The organism is Halomonas fontilapidosi, assembly GCF_014192285.1.
Classification (GTDB): domain Bacteria; phylum Pseudomonadota; class Gammaproteobacteria; order Pseudomonadales; family Halomonadaceae; genus Halomonas; species Halomonas fontilapidosi.
The window spans coordinates 210,604-226,890 of record NZ_JACHXQ010000002.1 but is presented as its reverse complement, the minus strand read 5'-3'; the positions used below and the strand labels follow the sequence as shown (position 1 = coordinate 226,890).

General features: G+C 66.5%; 13 protein-coding genes and 1 pseudogene. 3 read left to right on the top strand and 11 right to left on the bottom strand.

The annotated features are described in order from the left end of the window. Window positions 1-82: 82 nt before the first annotated feature. From FHR95_RS04660 to FHR95_RS17105, 10 genes and pseudogenes are all read right to left on the bottom strand, one after another. The gene (locus FHR95_RS04660) at window positions 83-838 is read right to left on the bottom strand and encodes a DUF3307 domain-containing protein (protein WP_183313552.1); all 756 of its coding nucleotides are present in this window, start codon (window positions 836-838) and stop codon (window positions 83-85) included. Further along, window positions 835-1,470, bottom strand: a complete 636-nt coding sequence (locus FHR95_RS04655; protein ID WP_183313551.1) for a hypothetical protein — start codon at window positions 1,468-1,470, stop codon at window positions 835-837. The genes FHR95_RS04660 and FHR95_RS04655 overlap by 4 nt, the downstream gene beginning before the upstream one ends. Before the next feature lie 113 nt (window positions 1,471-1,583). Further along, complete coding sequence (locus FHR95_RS04650; protein ID WP_183313550.1) at window positions 1,584-2,762, bottom strand: vWA domain-containing protein; 1,179 nt, start codon at window positions 2,760-2,762, stop codon at window positions 1,584-1,586. Between the two features lie 3 nt (window positions 2,763-2,765). Continuing rightward, a complete protein-coding gene (locus FHR95_RS04645; RefSeq protein WP_183313549.1) occupies window positions 2,766-3,620 on the bottom strand; it encodes an AAA family ATPase in 855 nt (284 codons plus the stop codon). 91 nt (window positions 3,621-3,711) lie between these two features. Beyond that, window positions 3,712-4,458, bottom strand: a complete 747-nt coding sequence (locus tag FHR95_RS04640) for a DUF72 domain-containing protein (RefSeq protein ID WP_183313548.1) — start codon at window positions 4,456-4,458, stop codon at window positions 3,712-3,714. 96 nt (window positions 4,459-4,554) lie between these two features. Then, window positions 4,555-6,414, bottom strand: coding sequence for a PHA/PHB synthase family protein (locus FHR95_RS04635; protein WP_183313547.1), 1,860 nt, complete (start codon window positions 6,412-6,414; stop codon window positions 4,555-4,557). A gap of 151 nt (window positions 6,415-6,565) precedes the next feature. Continuing rightward, window positions 6,566-7,330, bottom strand: a complete 765-nt coding sequence (locus FHR95_RS04630) for an SDR family oxidoreductase (protein ID WP_183313546.1) — start codon at window positions 7,328-7,330, stop codon at window positions 6,566-6,568. Then, window positions 7,327-8,229, bottom strand: coding sequence for an NAD(P)-dependent oxidoreductase (locus FHR95_RS04625; protein ID WP_183313545.1), 903 nt, complete (start codon window positions 8,227-8,229; stop codon window positions 7,327-7,329). Before FHR95_RS04625 ends, FHR95_RS04630 begins: the two co-directional genes overlap by 4 nt. Window positions 8,230-8,657: 428 nt before the next feature. Beyond that, complete coding sequence (locus FHR95_RS17110) at window positions 8,658-9,146, bottom strand: hypothetical protein (protein ID WP_246378403.1); 489 nt, start codon at window positions 9,144-9,146, stop codon at window positions 8,658-8,660. A gap of 240 nt (window positions 9,147-9,386) precedes the next feature. Further along, window positions 9,387-10,598, bottom strand: a pseudogene (locus FHR95_RS17105) (aconitate hydratase); the annotation flags it as partial. A gap of 198 nt (window positions 10,599-10,796) precedes the next feature. Between FHR95_RS17105 and FHR95_RS04615 the strand changes: the two are divergent. From FHR95_RS04615 to FHR95_RS04605, 3 genes are all read left to right on the top strand, one after another. Then, on the top strand, window positions 10,797-11,111 hold the full coding sequence (locus FHR95_RS04615; RefSeq protein WP_183313544.1) for a cupin domain-containing protein: 315 nt from the start codon (window positions 10,797-10,799) through the stop codon (window positions 11,109-11,111). A gap of 61 nt (window positions 11,112-11,172) precedes the next feature. Further along, window positions 11,173-11,943, top strand: coding sequence for a metallophosphoesterase (locus FHR95_RS04610; RefSeq protein ID WP_183313543.1), 771 nt, complete (start codon window positions 11,173-11,175; stop codon window positions 11,941-11,943). Window positions 11,944-12,013: 70 nt separating this feature from the next. Continuing rightward, window positions 12,014-14,395: a DNA polymerase II gene (locus FHR95_RS04605; protein ID WP_183313738.1), complete on the top strand. Its 2,382-nt coding sequence runs from the start codon at window positions 12,014-12,016 to the stop codon at window positions 14,393-14,395. Between the two features lie 13 nt (window positions 14,396-14,408). On the opposite strand, the gene FHR95_RS04600 is transcribed toward FHR95_RS04605, so the two are convergent. After that, window positions 14,409-16,208: an ABC transporter transmembrane domain-containing protein gene (locus tag FHR95_RS04600; protein ID WP_183313542.1), complete on the bottom strand. Its 1,800-nt coding sequence runs from the start codon at window positions 16,206-16,208 to the stop codon at window positions 14,409-14,411. Window positions 16,209-16,287: the final 79 nt, after the last annotated feature.

The window sequence follows — 16,287 nt, the reverse complement described above, 5'->3', positions numbered from 1 at the left end:
TGACCGAGCATTGTACGGGCCGCCGCCCGAGGCGGCAAAAGCTTGTGTTTCTCCGAGCCGTGGAGCGGGAGCGCCGGCCCGTTCAGCCCTCGAGCAGCAGCAGACGCACCAGCATGCCCAGCACCAGGGTAGTGGAGACGCTGAGCAGGGTACCGAGCAGCACGTATTCGGTGAGCTTGCGATCTCGAGAGTCGCGTAGGTCGCCGAAACGCAGCACCGACTTGGCGGCGAGCAGGAAGCCGACCGCGGTGAGCTGGTCCAGCAGCACCAGGGTCAGCACCAGTAGCCGTTCCAGCACGCCGATACGTGCCCCGGCGCTGGCCAGGGTGCCTGTCTCTTCGAGCTGCTCGCTCCAGCGCTGCATGACCAGCGCGATGGCGATCGACAGCGGGCGCGTCACCAGCAGGTAGGCGGCCGCCATCCCCAGCACCGTCGGCGTGGCGAGCCAGTCGGCGAGCTCGCGCAGCGGAGCCAGGCTGCCGAGCCACGCCAGCCAGAGCCCCAGCAGCACCAGCAGATGCGTCGCCTGGTCGAGCAGGAACCAGCGCAGCTCGTCGGCCGGTAGCCGGGCCTTGGCCAGGTCGATCAGCCAGTGGCTGGCGGCGACCACCAGGGCGCCGAGCAGCACCGCGGCCAGGCCCCGGGGCGTGCCTGCACTCGCCACCAGCAGCACGCCGGCAACGAGCAGGCCATGAAGGCCGGCATGCTGAAGCAGGCGCGGGGAGCGGTGGCGCAGACGATAGCGCTGCTCCACCCAGGCGCGCGGCTGCAGCAGGAAGTCGCCGACCAGGTGGGCGAGAATTAGCCCCATCAGCAGCGACAGGACATCGGCGCTCATGGCGTGCCCTCCGCGTCGGCGATGCGCTCTCGCAGGTAGTCGAGGGTGTCGGACAGCAGGGCCCAGCGGGCGGCGCGCAGCCGCTTGTGGACACTGGGCTGGCGGATGCCGAGACGCTCGGCCAGGGCCTGCTGGGAGGCATCATGACGCAGGTTCAGGCCGACGACCTCGGCGGAATAGGGCGACCAGCCATCGAGCAGGTCGTCGAGGAAGCGCACCAGCAGGGTGAGTCCGGCATCCTCTGGCGCCTCGAGCCGGGTCAGTGACAGGTGGGCGCTAGTGTCGGCCAGAGCATCCAGGGCGCGGCCCGAGGCGACGAAGGTGGAACCGTCGGCCGCCGCGATGCCGCGCTCCGCCGGCCCGACCGCCACGGCGATACGGGCATCCCAGCGCTGGTTGGATTCGGAGTGCTCGATCAGCGCCGCGCGCAGGACCACTGCCGCCTCCATGGCCGGCGCCGCCTGGGGCAGGGCGAGCTGGAAGCCGTCGCCCCGGAAGCGTTCGCCGTGGCCGCCATGCCGGGCGGCCAGCTCGGCCAGGCTATCATCCAGTAGCCGGTAGAGGCGGGGCCGGTCCTCGACCTTGCGCGAGTCGACCACGTCGCCGGTCAGCACTGCGATGCGCGGTGGCATGGTGTTATCCTCCGGGAACCCGCCTCTAGTATAGCCTTTAAAGGCTATTTATCAATTTAATAGCCTTTAAAGGCTATATTTACGACAAATAACCCATAAGGGCAATAAATAGCCTACCGGGCCAGTTCGCGCATGGCGTCCTCCAGCCCTGCCAGCGTCATGGGATACATGCGGCTGTCGATCAGCTGGCGGATTAACGCCGTGGAGTGCGTAAACTCCCAGGCGCGTTCCGGCATGGGGTTGAGCCAGGCCAGGTGGGGAAACGTGTCCACCAGGCGCTTGAGCCACACCGCGCCCGGCTCGTCATTGAAATGCTCGACGCTGCCGCCGGGGTGAGTGATCTCGTATGGCGACATGGCGGCGTCGCCGACGATGACCACCTGGTAGTCGTCGCCATAGGTGTGCAGCACGTCCATCGTCGCAATGCGCTCATGATGGCGACGGGAGTTGTCGCGCCATAGCCCCTCGTAGAGGCAGTTATGGAAGTAGTAGGGCTCCAGGTGCTTGAATTCCGAGCGCGCTGCCGAGAAGAGCTCCTCGCAGGTGCGGATGTGGTCGTCCATGGAGCCGCCGACATCGAGCAGCAGCAGCACCTTCACCGCATTGTGACGCTCCGGACGCATCCGCACGTTGAGCAGGCCCGCGTCCCGGGCCGTCTCGCGGATGGTGGCATCGACGTCGAACTCCTCCGCGGCCCCCTGACGGGCGAACTTCCTGAGCCGGCGCAGCGCCATCTTGATATTGCGGGTGCCCAGTTCCAGCGAGTCGTCGTAGTCGCGGAAGCGGCGCTCGTCCCACACCTTGACCGCCCGGCGATGGCGTGAGCCGTCCTGGCCGATGCGAATGCCCTCGGGATTGTAGCCGTAGGCGCCGAAGGGACTGGTGCCGCCGGTGCCGATCCACTTGTTGCCGCCGGCGTGGCGCTCCTGCTGTTCCTCCAGGCGCTGCTTGAAGGTCTCGAGCAGTTGCTCCAGCCCGCCCAGGGATTCGATACGGGCCTTCTCTTCCTCGGAGAGCTGCTTCTCGAACTCACGGCGCAGCCAGTCGTCGGGAATCAACGCTTCGATGGCGGCGTCCATGTTCTCCAGTCCCTCGAACCAGGCGGTAAAGGCGCGATCGAAGCGATCGAAGTGGCGCTCGTCCTTTACCATCACGGTCCGGGCGATGCGGTAGAAGGCTTCAATGTCGGCAAATACCACGCCGCGCTCGGCCACGGCGTGAAGGTCGAGAAGCTCGCGCAGCGAGACTGGAACGCCATGGCGCTTGAGGGTTTCGAACAGGCTGATGAACATGCGTCAGCGCCTCTGGTTGCTCTGGCGGCGCATCATGAAGGCCAGCCGTTCCAGTAGCTGCGTATCCTGTTCATTCTTGACCAGGGCGCCGGCCAGCGGCGGCAGCGCCTTTGCCGGGTCACGGTGGTAGAGCGATTCCTTGGCCAGCTCGTCACTCATCAGCAGTTTCAGCCAGTCCACCAGCTCCGAGGTGGAGGGCTTCTTCTTCAGGCCCGGCGCCTGGCGCAGGTCGAAGAACACCTCCAGGGCTTCCCCGACCAGCCGGGGGGCAATCTCGGGGAAGTGCACGTCGACGATCGCCTGCATGGTCTCGCGGTCGGGAAATTCGATGTAGTGGAAGAAGCAGCGCCGCAGGAAGGCGTCGGGCAGCTCCTTCTCGTTGTTGGAGGTGATGACGATGATCGGGCGGTGGCGGGCGCGAACCGTCTCGCCGGTCTCGTAGACATGGAATTCCATGCGATCCAGCTCCTGGAGCAGGTCGTTGGGGAACTCGATGTCCGCCTTGTCGATCTCGTCGATCAGCAGCACGACCCGCTCGCTGGCGGTGAAGGCTTCCCACAGCTTGCCGGGCTTGATGTAGTTGGCGACGTTCTCCACGCCCTCGACGCCGAGCTGGGAGTCGCGCAGGCGACTCACCGCATCGTACTCGTAGAGCCCCTGGGCGGCCTTGGTGGAAGACTTGATATGCCAGGTGTGCAGTCGTGTGCCCAGGGACGCGGCCAGTTCCTCGGCGAGCAGGGTCTTGCCGGTCCCTGGCTCGCCCTTGATCAGCAACGGGCGCTCAAGGGTGACGGCGGCATTCACTGCCTGCTTCAGAGCCTCGCTGGCCACGTAGGTGGATGTCGAATCAAACGCCATGGATGCGCCTCGCATGAAGGTTCTCGGAAAATTCAAACGAGTGTACGTAAGCGGCGTCGCCGGGACAATTCTCCACGCCCGTGTGTGACATCTACCCCAGCAGCCGGGGATCTCGGTGTGCCAGGTAGCGTCGCAATTGTCGGGCGTTCTCGATGGCGTGTCCGGCTTCGTCGTTGTTGAAGTAGGCATAGACGTCTGGGTCGTTCGTTGCAGACGCCACCAGTCGACGGGCCTGGGCGGTCAGATACTGCGGGGTGTAGCGTCCTCGCTGCGGGTCGCCGTGAAAGCGGAGGTAGGTCCAGTCGGTGGTGAGCCGTTGCGGGTGGTCGGGCAGCCTGTCGTGGCGGCAGAGGGCCGCCCGGTGGGCCTGCAGCACCTGGTAGATCTCATCGCACAGCCAGGAGGCATCACGGAATTCCACCGTCCAGCGCTGGTCGCGTGGCGCGGCCTCGAGGAAGGCATCCAGGCGCTCGGCATTGACGTGCCACTTGCCGGGGAGTTGCACCAGAATTGGCCCCAACTTATTGCCAAGCAGGCTGGCCCTCTCCAGGAAGCGGCCGATGGTGTCATGCGGATCCTTCAACTTCTTGATGTGGCTGCCGTAACGGCTGAACTTGACGGCAAAGCGGAATCCGTCGGGGACGGCGTCGCGCCAGGCGCGGAAGGTGGCGGCGTCGGGCAGTTGGTAGAAGGTGTTGTTGATCTCGACGGTGGCGAAATGCTCGGCGTAATGCGCGAGCCATTGCTCACGAGGCAGCGTGTCGGGATAAAAGACGCCACGCCAGTGATCGTATTGATAGCCTGACGTTCCCACCCGCACCTGTCTCGTTCGGTTCATACGGTCTCCCGGCGCCTTTCGAGAAATTGGGGGGAAGGCGACGGGCAATGGGGCATGGCAAACGTTTGTTGCTGCTCATGGCACGCCGCCGGTCTTTCACTCGCCGGCTGGCCCCGTGTCGTCGACCCGCACCCGGACATAGGAGCCCGGCGCCTCCTCGAGGGGCGGGAACTGGTCGTTGCCGGGCGCTCGGGGCGCCACCTGGCCGCCGGCGTGGCGCTTGAGCCAGTTGCGCCATTCCGGCCACCAGGAACCCTCGTGGTGGGTGGCCGAGGCCAGCCAGCGCTCCGGATCCTTCGGCAGGCGACCATAGGTCCAGAAGCCGTATTTCGCGGAGTCGGCCGGGTTGATGACCCCGGCGATGTGCCCTGACCCACCGAGCAGGAAGCGAGGCTGTTTGCCCAGCAGGTGTGCACCGCGGTAACTGGACTGCCAGGGGGCGATATGATCCTTCTCGGCTGCCACGAAGAACGTCGGGATGCGCACCTTGCCCAGGTCGATGGACTCCCCCGCCAGGGAGATCCCGCCGGGCTCGGCAAGGCGGTTTTCCAGATACATGTTGCGCAGGTAGAAGCTCTGCATGCGCCTCGGCATGCGGGTGGAGTCGGAATTCCAGTAGAGCAGGTCGAAGGCCTTGGGCTCGCGACCGAGCAGGTAGTTGTTGATCACGAACCCCCATATCAGGTCGGCGGACTGCAGCAGGTTGAAAGCGTTGGCCAGATGCGTGCCCTCCAGATAGCCGCGCTGCGCCATGTGCTGCTCCATGTAGCGGATCTGCTCCTCGTCGATGAACACCTCCAGCGGCCCCACATCGCTGAAGTCGAGCAGGGTGGTGAAGAAGGTGGCACTCTGCACCCGCTCATCGCCCCGCGCGGCCTGGTGCGCCAGGGTACAGCTCAGCAGGGTGCCGCCGATGCAGTAGCCGATGGCGTTGAGCGTCTCCTCGCCGGTGACCTCGGTCACGACGTCCATGGCCTTGAGGGTCCCCTGGGTGAGGTAGTCGTCGAAGGCGACCTCGGCATACCGTTCATCGGGGTTGACCCAGGAAATCACGAAGACGGTGATGCCCTGCGCCACGGCCCAGCGAATGAAGGAGCGCTGCGGGGTCAGGTCGAGGATGTAGAACTTGTTGATCCAGGGCGGGACGATCAGCAGCGGCCGGCGGTCGACCGCCTCGGTGGTCGGGGCGTACTGAATGAGCTGCATCAAGTCGTTCTGGTAGATGACCTTGCCCGGGGTCACGGCAAGGTTCTCGCCCAGTTGCAGCTCGTCCAGGTCGCTCTGCTTGATGCGCAGCAGGCCCTCGCCGCGGGCCATGTCTTCCATCAGGTTGGCCAGGCCCTGCAGAAGGTTGGCGCCCCCGGTGCGAACCGTGGCCTCGATCACTTCCGGGTTGGTCACGGCGAAGTTGCTGGGGGCGAGGGCGTCGATCAGCTGACGGGCATAGAACTCGACCTTCGTCCGTTCGTCGTGGTCCAGCTCCTCGGTGACCTCATGCACTCCCTTCAACCACTGCTCGGCGGTCAGCTGGTAGGCCTCGCGGAGCGCATCGAAGAACAGGTTCTCCTCCCAGCCTTTGCCCTTGAAGCGCTTGTCTCGCGGGGTGGGCGTCGCATCTGGAGGTGATGCGTCGCCGAGCAGACGCTGTGTCGTGTTCTGCCACAGCGCCGCATAGCCCTGCCAGAGCTGCTGCTGAAGCTCCAGAGCCTGATGCGGATGGTAGAGAAACTGCTGGCTCAGGCGGCCGAGCGCCTTGGCCGCGACCGCCGGGTCGGGGAGGGTGAAGAAGTCCCCGCGCGCCTGGCGTTCGAGCCAGCCCTGCCAGGCCCGGGATGAGCCGGTCGACAATCGCGCGAGCGTCTCGGCATAGCGCTGTGCCAAGGCGTCGGGCGACGTCTCATGGGACGATGCAGACGAATCGCCCTGTTTCGCTGAAGACGGTTTCTGGTCATTCATGGCCTTGCCCCTTGGTGAGGACGACTCGATAGCGGCGTCGTACTAGAGGAAGGTAGGCCGACGACATCAGCATTAGCAAGAATACCCTCGAGCGCTGTGCCAGAGGTGAGCGCTATCGCGGCCATGGAGCGACACGCCGGCCGCGCCGGCCTCACTCCGCGTAGATCATCCGGCGCGTCATGCCGCCATCCACGACCAGGTTCTGTCCGCTAATGAAGCCCGCGTCGTCGGAGAGCAGGAAGGCCGCCATGGCGGCGACGTCCTTCGGCTGGCCGACGCGCCCGACCGGGTGCTGGTCACGATCGACCGCTCGGTGCTCCACCGGCATGCGGCTGGCCGCCTTCTGCCAGTCGCCGACCTCGATCCAGCCCGGGCTGATGGCGTTGACGCGAATCTCGGGACCCAGGCTGATCGCCAGCGCATGAGTGAGCGCCACCACGCCGCCCTTGCTGGCGGCATAGGCCTCGGTATCGGGTTCCGACTGAAGGGCTCGAGTGGAAGCCATCAATACCAGGGCCCCACGGCTCTCGCGCAGGTGGGGCGCGGCGTGCTTGGCGCAGAGCATCGCCCCGGTGAGGTTGGTGTCGAGGTAGGCCTGCCAAGTGGCGAGATCCAGCGCCTCCACCGGGCCCTGGAAGGGATCGGCCAGGCCGGCGTTGTGGATCACCCCGTCGAGCCGGCCGAAGCGCGTCACTGCCGTTGCGATACTTTCGGCCACCTGGCGTTCGTCGCGCACGTCCGAGACCATGGCCAGCAGGCGCTCCGGATGACCGAGGCGCTCGCGGCACTCGGCCAGCGCCTCGGCGTCGATGTCGGTGAGGGCCACGCAGTCGCCGCGGGCCAGCAAGTGTTCGGCGATGCCCAGGCCGATACCCTGGGCGCCACCGGTGAGGTACACCACGCTTGGCGGGTTCATCGGTTGTCCTCCTCGATCTGGCCAGCGGTGCGGTAGGCCTCGACCAGGGTCGCCGGATCATGCCCGGCGTGGCCGCGCCCGGCATGAGCGCGCATCAGCTGGGCGGCCAGGCCGCTCATGGGCGTGGCGCTGCCGCTGCGCTGACTCTGGGCCACCGCCATGTCCAGGTCCTTGAGCAGGGTGCGCAGGTGCCAGGGCGGGTCGGCGAAGTCGCTTGCCGCCATGCGGGGTGTGAGGATCCTGAAGGGTGTCGAGTCGGCGAAGCCGCCGGCCAGCGCTTCGGTCAGTCGCCCGGCATCCACCCCGCTGGCCTCGGCCAGGGCTACCATCTCGGCGATCACGGTCGCCTGGCAGCCGACCACCATCTGGTTGCATACCTTGGTCACCTGGCCGCTGCCCACCGGGCCCATGTGGGTCACGCGGGCGGCGAGCGGCGCCAGCAGGGGCCGAATGGCCTCGATGTCCTTGCCTTCGCCGCCACACATGATGGCCAGGCTGCCTGCCTCGGCACCGGCCACACCGCCGGAGACCGGCGCATCCACCCAGCGCATGCCGGATTCGCTCTCGAGCCATTCGGCGTAGTCGCGCGTCGCGGCGGGGTCGCTGCTGGAGAGGTCGATCAGCCGCTGGCCGGCACGACCATGCTGGGCCACGCCGCCCTCGCCGAACACCACGTCTTCCACCACGGTGGTATTGGCCAGGCAGAGCAGTACCTCGTCCACCGCGTTCATCAGTTCGGCGATGGTGTCGGCGACTTGGGCGCCGGCCTGACTCAGGGCCTCGGCCTTGGCGGGGGTGCGGTTCCATACGGTCACGTCGAAACCGGCGGCCAGCAGTCGTCGCGTCATGGGGTCACCCATCAAGCCGATGCCGATAAAGCCGAGGCGAGGCTGGGTCATGTGAGGGTCTCCGGGCAAAGGGGGTGTGAGAGAGCAGCATGCGTGACGCATGGGTTTTTCGGCAACTCGGCACGTCGGCAAAGGACAGCCAGGCAAGGGCCAGGGACCGATGACGAGGTCGTAATGAGCAGGTGCACAATAGCTCGGCACCGCCTCATCATGGCGCATGGCCTTGCTGTCAGGCGCCCGTATGGTGCAGTGCGGCATGATGCCGACCGTCTCGGAAAGGGGGTAGAATCCAATAGTATTTCTCAACGCCACGTTTTAACTGAATTTTTTTATTTTTGGCCCGCTTTTAGCTTTATTAAAGACATGATCGCCACCCGTGTGGCGAATCACCGAGTGAGCTGGCGTGCTCCAACTGGTCCCCTTCGGGGGGCCTTTTTTATACCTGGCAGAACAGGCCGCTTGCTTTCACCACCGCAGGCCTATTTGGTCTCCTGTCGTACCAGCTCGATCAGGCTGCCGTGACGGATCATGTCGATCTGGCGTCGGCTCAGGTCGTGGCGCAGGGTATAGCGCTGATCGCGCGTCCTGTTGTGGAGCGTGATGTCCTCACCACTATCGAGGGCAGCGACGATATCGTCTAGAGCCAGCTCGTCGCCCTGCTCGATCGCTTCGAGATTCTCGGGGTCGGTGAAGGTCAGCGGCACCACGCCAAAGTTGGCCAGGTTCTGCCAGTGAATTCGCCCATAGGAGAGCGCGCATACTGCGCGTAGCCCCAGATAGCGCGGGGCGATGGCAGCGTGCTCGCGGCTCGAGCCCTGGCCGTAGTTCTTCCCGGCGACGAGGAAGAAACCCTCCCCCTCCAGATCATGGGCACGCGGGCTGAAGTCGCCATCGACGGCCTGGAACACGTGCTCGGCGATGGCCGGGATGTTGCTGCGCAGCGGCAGCACCTCGGCGCCGGCGGGCATGATCTCGTCGGTCGAGACATCGTCGCCGAGCTTGAGCAGTACCGGCCCGGCAAACGAGGCGGGAATGGGCTCGAACGCCGGCAGCGACTTTACATTGGGTCCCTTGACCAGTTCCACCAGGCCGCTGTCCTCGGCAGGGGCGAGCAGCATCTCGCGGTTAACCACCACTCGTTCGGGCTCGCGAAAGCGCGGGTAGTCCATGTCCAGGTCACGCGGGTCGGTGATCTTGCCGGTCAGGGCCGAGGCGGTGGCGGTCTCCGGGCTGCACAGGAAGACGCAGTCCTCGGGGGTGCCGGAACGCCCCGGGAAGTTGCGCGGCACGGTGCGCAGGCTGTTGCGTCCACTGGCCGGGGCCTGGCCCATGCCGATGCAGCCATTGCAGCCGGCCTGGTGCAGGCGGGCGCCGGCCCGAATCAGGCGTGTCAGGTAGCTTTCGTTGGAGAGGATCTCCAGGATCTGGCGTGACGTGGGGTTAACGTCGAATGATACCCCGGGGGGAACCTGACGACCTTCGACCATCATCGCCGGCACAGCGAAATCGCGAAGCCCGGGGTTGGCCGAAGAGCCGATATAGGCCTGATAGATCGTCTCGCCGGCGACCTCGCGAATCGGGCGGACATTGCCGGGACTACTGGGCAGGGCGATCAGCGGCTCCAGCGTGGACAGGTGGAGCGACACATGCTCGTCGTAGTCGGCGCCGGCATCGGCGAGCAGCTCCCGCCAGTCGTCGCCGCGTTCCTGCTGCTCCAGGAAGCGCCTGACTTCGCCATCGGAGGGAAATACCTAGGTCGTGGCCCCCATCTCGGTGCCCATGTTGGCGATCACGTGGCGATCCATGGCACTTAGACTATCGAGGCCGGGGCCGTAGTACTCGAATACCTTGCCCACCCCGCCCTTGACGTCGAAGCGGCGCAGCATCTCCAGCACCACATCCTTGGCGCTAACCCAGTCGGGCAATTCGCCAGTCAGCTCCACGCCCACCACTTGGGGCATCTTCAGGTAGAGCGGCTTGCCGGCCATGGCCAAGGCCACTTCCAGCCCGCCCGCCCCGGTGGCGAACATGCCCAGCGCCCCTGCGGCCGGCGTATGGCTGTCCGAACCGACCAGTGTCTTGCCGGGGATGCCGAAGCGTTCCTGATGGACGGGGTGGCTAACCCCGTTGCCCGCCGGGCTGAACCAGACGCCGAACTTGCGGCAGGCGCTCTGCAGGAACAGATGGTCGTCGGGGTTCTTGAAGTCCTCCTGGATGAGGTTGTGATCGACATACTGGGCCGAGAGCTCGGTGCGCACACGGTCGAGTTGCATGGCTTCGAACTCCAGCATCACCAAGGTGCCCGTGGCGTCCTGGGTCAGCGTCTGGTCGATGGCCAGCCCGATCTCTTCCCCCGGCACTAAGCGACCGCTCAGCAGATGGGCGTCGATCAGTTTCTGAGTCACGTTGAGTCGTGTCATGACACCTCCTGTCTAGCCTTTAGTTCAGTCTAGCCAAGGTCAGGCAAGGGGGCGGAGGCCAGAATGCTATGGTCGGGGAGTGGGCCGTCCCCACAGAGCGGTCATCTGATGTGTATCAGGGGGCTTGGCGAGTGGCCGGATCACTGCTGCGTCCCGATCGGGTGATCGACGTATGAAACGTCCTACCTGGAGATAGCGATGCTGAACCTCTTCGATGCGATCCCGGCGCATCTCGATGACGAGATGTTCGAGACACTGGTCATAGGTGAGGCGATGCGGGTGGAGCGCATCGTGTCACGGGGGCACACCTCACCGGCCCAGGGCTGGTATGATCAGCCGCACCATGAGTGGGTGCTGGTGCTCAAGGGCAAAGGCGTCGTGGCCTTCGAGAACGGCGAGCCGGTGACGCTCGCGGCGGGGGACTATCTGACGATCCCCGCCCATTGTCGGCACCGTGTCGCCTGGACCGACCCCAACGAGGAGACCGTCTGGCTGGCGGTGTACTACGAATGAGGCCAGCCGGGCGAGGTTGGCGATTCGACGCGCGGATGACGCGCAACACAGAGAACTGACGATGCGCCTGAGGATACTCTCGGACCTGCACCTGGAACACGTCGATAGCCCGCCCGCGTTGCCGGCGGTGAGCGCCGATGCGGTGATTCTCGCCGGCGACATTCATGCCGGCATCCAGGGGCTCGGTTGGGCCGCCGAGCATTTTGCCGATACCCCGATCCTCTATGTGCCCGGCAACCACGAGTTCTACGGCACCGAGATGGCTGCCATGCGGCGGGAGCTGGCTCTCGAGGCGGCACGCTTGGGTATCCACCTGCTCGACAATCGCTCGCTGACCCTGGATGGCGTGCGCTTTCATGGCACCACGCTGTGGACCGATTTCGCCCTCTACGACGGCCAGCCTGGGCTCGAGCCGATGATCAGCGAGGCCCGGGCACTGGCTATGATGCCGGATTTTCATATCATCGAGCAGCCCGAGGGTCGGGTATTCACCCCGGCGGAGAGCGGACGTCTGCATGCGGTAGCGCGAGACTGGCTGGAAGCGGAGCTGGCCCGGCCATTCGCCGGCCCCAGGGTAGTGATCAGCCACCATGCGCCCCTGGCGGCGTGCATACCACGATGCTACCAGGGCGATGTGCTCTCGCCGGCCTTCGCCTCCCATCTGCCCCAGCTGATGGGCCGCATGGATCTCTGGATTCATGGCCATGTTCACGAGCCGGTCGATCTCGAGGCGGCGGGAACGCGGGTTGTCGCCAACCCGGGCGGCTATCCCGACGAATTCGACCCACCGCAGTTCATTCCTGACCTGGTCATCGAGGTAGATACCCCATGATGCGGCTTATCGCGGCTGATCTGCTGGCGGGCTTCCGCCAGTCGGCTGGCCTAGGGTAGCCGCCTTGTCGATGCGCCACGGCTTTATCCTGACCCGTCACTGGGAGGAGACGTCTCGGGGGACCGAGGTCAGCTTCTGGCTGGCCACCGACCAGGGACCGCTCAGGGTTCGCCTGCCGGCTCAGCCCGCCGTGGCCTTTTTGCCCTCCGAACAGCGCGCGTTCGCCGAGGCGCTGCTGGAGGGCGAGCCGGGCGTCACGCAGCGTGACCTCGAACTGCGCGACTTCCACCAGCGTCCGGTGCTGGGTCTCTACTGTGCTCACTACCGTCAGTTGAGTGCCCTCGAGCGACGCCTCACGGCGGCCGGCCTGACGCTCTACGAGGCCGACATCCGTCCGCCGGAGCGCTACCTGATGGAGCGCTTCATCACGGCCCCTGTCGCGGTAAGCGGCACCCCGGATGGCGAGGGCGGCCTGATGAAAGCGCGCCTGCAGCCAGCCCCTGACTACCGTCCGCGGCTGCGCACGGCGTCGCTGGATATCGAGACCAGCGCCCGAGGCGAGCTCTTGTCGATTGCCCTGGAGGGCTGTGGTGCGCGCCAGGTCTTCATGCTGGGGCCATCCCCCGGAAAGCGCTCGGGCGAGGTGAGCGAGCCCGAGTTCGCACTCGACTACTGCGACTCGCGCGCCGAACTGCTCGAGCGGCTCAATGGCTGGTTCGCCGAGCATGACCCCGATGCGATCATCGGCTGGAACCTGGTGCAGTTCGACCTGCGTGTCCTGCATGAGCATTCTCGCGCGCTCGGCGTGCCGCTGCGGCTGGGTCGCGACGGCACCGAGATGGCGTGGCGGGCTCACGGCCATTCGCCACACCATTTCTTCGCCTCGGCCGCCGGGCGGCTGATCATCGACGGCATCGAGGCACTGCGCTCGGCCACCTGGCACTTTCCCTCGTTCAGCCTCGAGAACGTCGCCCGCACCCTGCTCGGCGAGGGCAAGGCGATCGATAACCCCTACCAGCGTCTCGACGATATCCTGCGCATGTTCGCCGAGGACAAGCCGGCACTGGCCCGCTACAACCTCAAGGACTGCGAGCTGGTCACGCGGATCTTCGAGGCGACCGAGCTGCTGGAATTCCTGCTCGAACGAGCCTCCGTGACCGGCCTGCCCGCCGATCGCAGCGGCGGCTCGGTGGCGGCCTTCACGCATCTCTACCTGCCGCGCCTGCATCGCCTGGGCCTGGTGGCCCCCAACCTCGGGGAAGGGCAGCCGGACGAAAGCCCCGGCGGCTTCGTCATGGATTCGCGCCCCGGCCTCTATGACTCGGTGCTGGTGCTCGACTTCAAGAGCCTCTATCCCTCGATCATTCGCAGTTTCCTGATCGATCCGGCGGGGCTTGTCGAGGGGCTGGCCGACCCGACGGACGAGGCCTCGGTGCCAGGCTTTCTGGGCGCGCGTTTCTCGCGCAGCCGTCACGCGCTGCCGGCCATCGTCGAACGCGTATGGGCGGGGCGCGAGGCCGCCAAACGCGACGGCAATGCGCCACTTTCTCAGGCGCTGAAGATCATCATGAACAGCTTTTACGGGGTACTGGGCTCGAAGGGCTGTCGCTTCTTCGATGCCCGGCTCGCCTCGTCGATCACCCTGCGCGGCCATGCCATCATGCACCGCACCCGGGCGCTGATCGAGGCCGAGGGCGTTACCGTGATCTACGGCGATACCGACTCCACCTTCGTCTGGCTGGGGCGGGCCCATCAGGAAGCCGACGCCGCGGCGATCGGCCGGCGGCTGGTGGCCAAGGTCAACGCCTGGTGGCGAGCGCACCTGGCCGAGGAGTATGGCCTGGAAAGCGCCCTGGAACTGCAGTTCGAGACGCACTACCGGCGTTTCCTGATGCCGACCATCCGCGGCGCCGAGGCGGGCAGCAAGAAGCGCTATGCGGGCCTGGTGCAGGCGGGCGATGGCAGCGAGCGGCTGGTGTTCAAGGGGCTCGAGAGCGTACGCACCGACTGGACGGACCTCGCCAAGGCGTTCCAGCAGGAGCTCTACCGACGCATCTTTGCCGGAGAGCCCTGGCAGGACTATATCCGCGACTATGTGCAGGCGTTCGTCCGTCGATCCCGCGAGCCCGGGCTCGACGAGCGGCTGATCTATCGCAAGCGGCTACGCCGTTCGCTTGCCGACTACACGCGCCATGTGCCGCCCCACGTGCGCGCCGCCAGGCTGGCCGATACGGAAAACGACCGCCTGGGTCGGCCCCGGCAGTACCAGAGGGGAGGCTGGATCCGCTACGTGATGACCGTGGCCGGCCCCGAGCCCCTTGAAGCGCACTCTTCCCCCATCGATATCGACCACTACCTGACCCGCCAGCTGCAGCCGGTGGCCGACGCCATCCTGCCCTTCGTCGGCGATGACTTCGAGCGTCTGATCGACCGCCAGCTGTGGCTGTTCTGAGCCGCCGGGGGTGTCAGCGGAAAGCGGGCTCTTCAGGCGTACCGTCCGACGGCGCTCGCCCGAACTGCAGCTCGGCCAGGTGGCGATACAGCGGGCTGCTTTGCATCAGCTCCGCGTGGCGGCCTGCGGCCACCAGCCGGCCGTCTTCCAGCACCAGCAGGCGGTCGGCGGCGACCACGGTGGCCAGGCGATGCGCGATGACCAGGCTGGTGCGGCCCACCATCAGTCGGTCGAGGGCCTGCTGCACCAGCCGCTCGCTCTCAGCGTCCAGCGCACTGGTGGCCTCGTCGAGCAGTAGCACGCGAGGTTTCTTGAGCAGCGCCCGGGCAATCGCCAGGCGCTGGCGCTGCCCGCCGGAGAGCTGCACGCCGCCGGGGCCGAGCGAGGTGTCGAAGCCCTCGGGCAGGGCCTCGATGAAGGCCAGGGCATTGGCGTCCCGGGCGGCCTCTCGCAGGTCGTCGATCTCGGCCTCGGGATCGCCATAGCGCAGGTTCTCGGCCACGCTGCCGGTGAAGAGCACCGGTTCCTGGGCCACCAGTCCCAGCGCCGAGCGCAGTGCGTCGGGGGCCAGGTCACGCAGGTCGATTCCATCGAGGCGCAGCGCGCCGGTATCGGGGTCATGGAAACGCAGCAGCAGCGAAAGCAGGGTGCTCTTGCCGGCGCCAGAAGGGCCCACCAGGGCGACGCGCTCGCCGGGGCGAATCGTCAGGTCGACCTCATCCAGCGCCGGTATCGTGCGCCCCGGGTAGGTGAAGCTCACCCGCTCCAGGCAAATCTCGCCGGAAAGCGGTTCCGGCAGCGGCGCCGGGTTGGCCGGCGGGACAATGCTCGGGCGGGTGTCGAGCAGCTCCAGCAGCCGCTCTGCGGCCCCCGCCGCGCGCTGTACGTCGCCTGCCACCTCGGCCAGCGTCGCCACGGCACCCGCGGCCAGCACGGCATAGAAGACGAACGCCGAAAGCTCGCCGGCGGTCATGCTGCCGGCCAGCACCGCCTGACCGCCCTGCCAGAGCATCACGCCGACGGCGGCGAAGACCGCCAGCATGGCGATACCGGTCAGCCAGGCGCGCTGGCGGGTTCGGGCCACGGCGGTGGCGAAGGCCTCCTCGACGCGTGCTCCATAGGCCCGGCGATCATGGCGTTGATGGCTGAAGGCCTGGACGGTGCGGATGCCGGCCAGGGCCTCCCCGGCATAGCGGCCGAGCTCGGCCACCCGGTCCTGGCTGAAACGCGAGAGACGACGTACCCGACGCCCGAGCCAGAGAATCGGCAGCACCGTAGCGGGGATGCCCAGCAGCACGATGGCCGAGAGCCACGGCTGTGTCACCAGCATCAGCGCCACCGACCCGACCAGCATCAGCAAGTTGCGCAGGGCCAGCGAGATCGAGGAGCCGAACAGACTCTGCAGGACGCTGGTGTCGGCCGTCAGTCGTGATGTGATCTCTCCGGCGCCGCCGCTCTCTCCGGCACTGCTCTCGAAGAAGCCAGGCTCGAGCTCCAGAAGGTGGTCGAAGACCTGGCGACGCAGATCCGCGGCGAGACGCTCGCCGATCCAGGTGACCAGGTAGTAACGCAGCGCCGAGGCCACTGCCAGTCCCGCTACCACGACGAGCAACAGGCCGATAGCCTGATTGAGTCGCGTGCGATCCTCGGCCAGGAACCCCTGGTCGATGGCCAGGCGCAGTCCCTGGCCGAGCAGCAGCACGCTGGCGGCCGCGGCGAGCAGAGCGAGTGACGCCCCCACCAGGCGCCAGCGGTAGGGACGGAGCAGGGTCAGCAGGCGCAGCAGCACGCGGGGGTCGGGTTGTCGGGCCATGGGGTCTCGGCGGCATCGTCGGCGGGTGTTGCCGCGACGATAGCAGCACCGCGAGGCCGCTGCATGGCCGAGCAGGAGC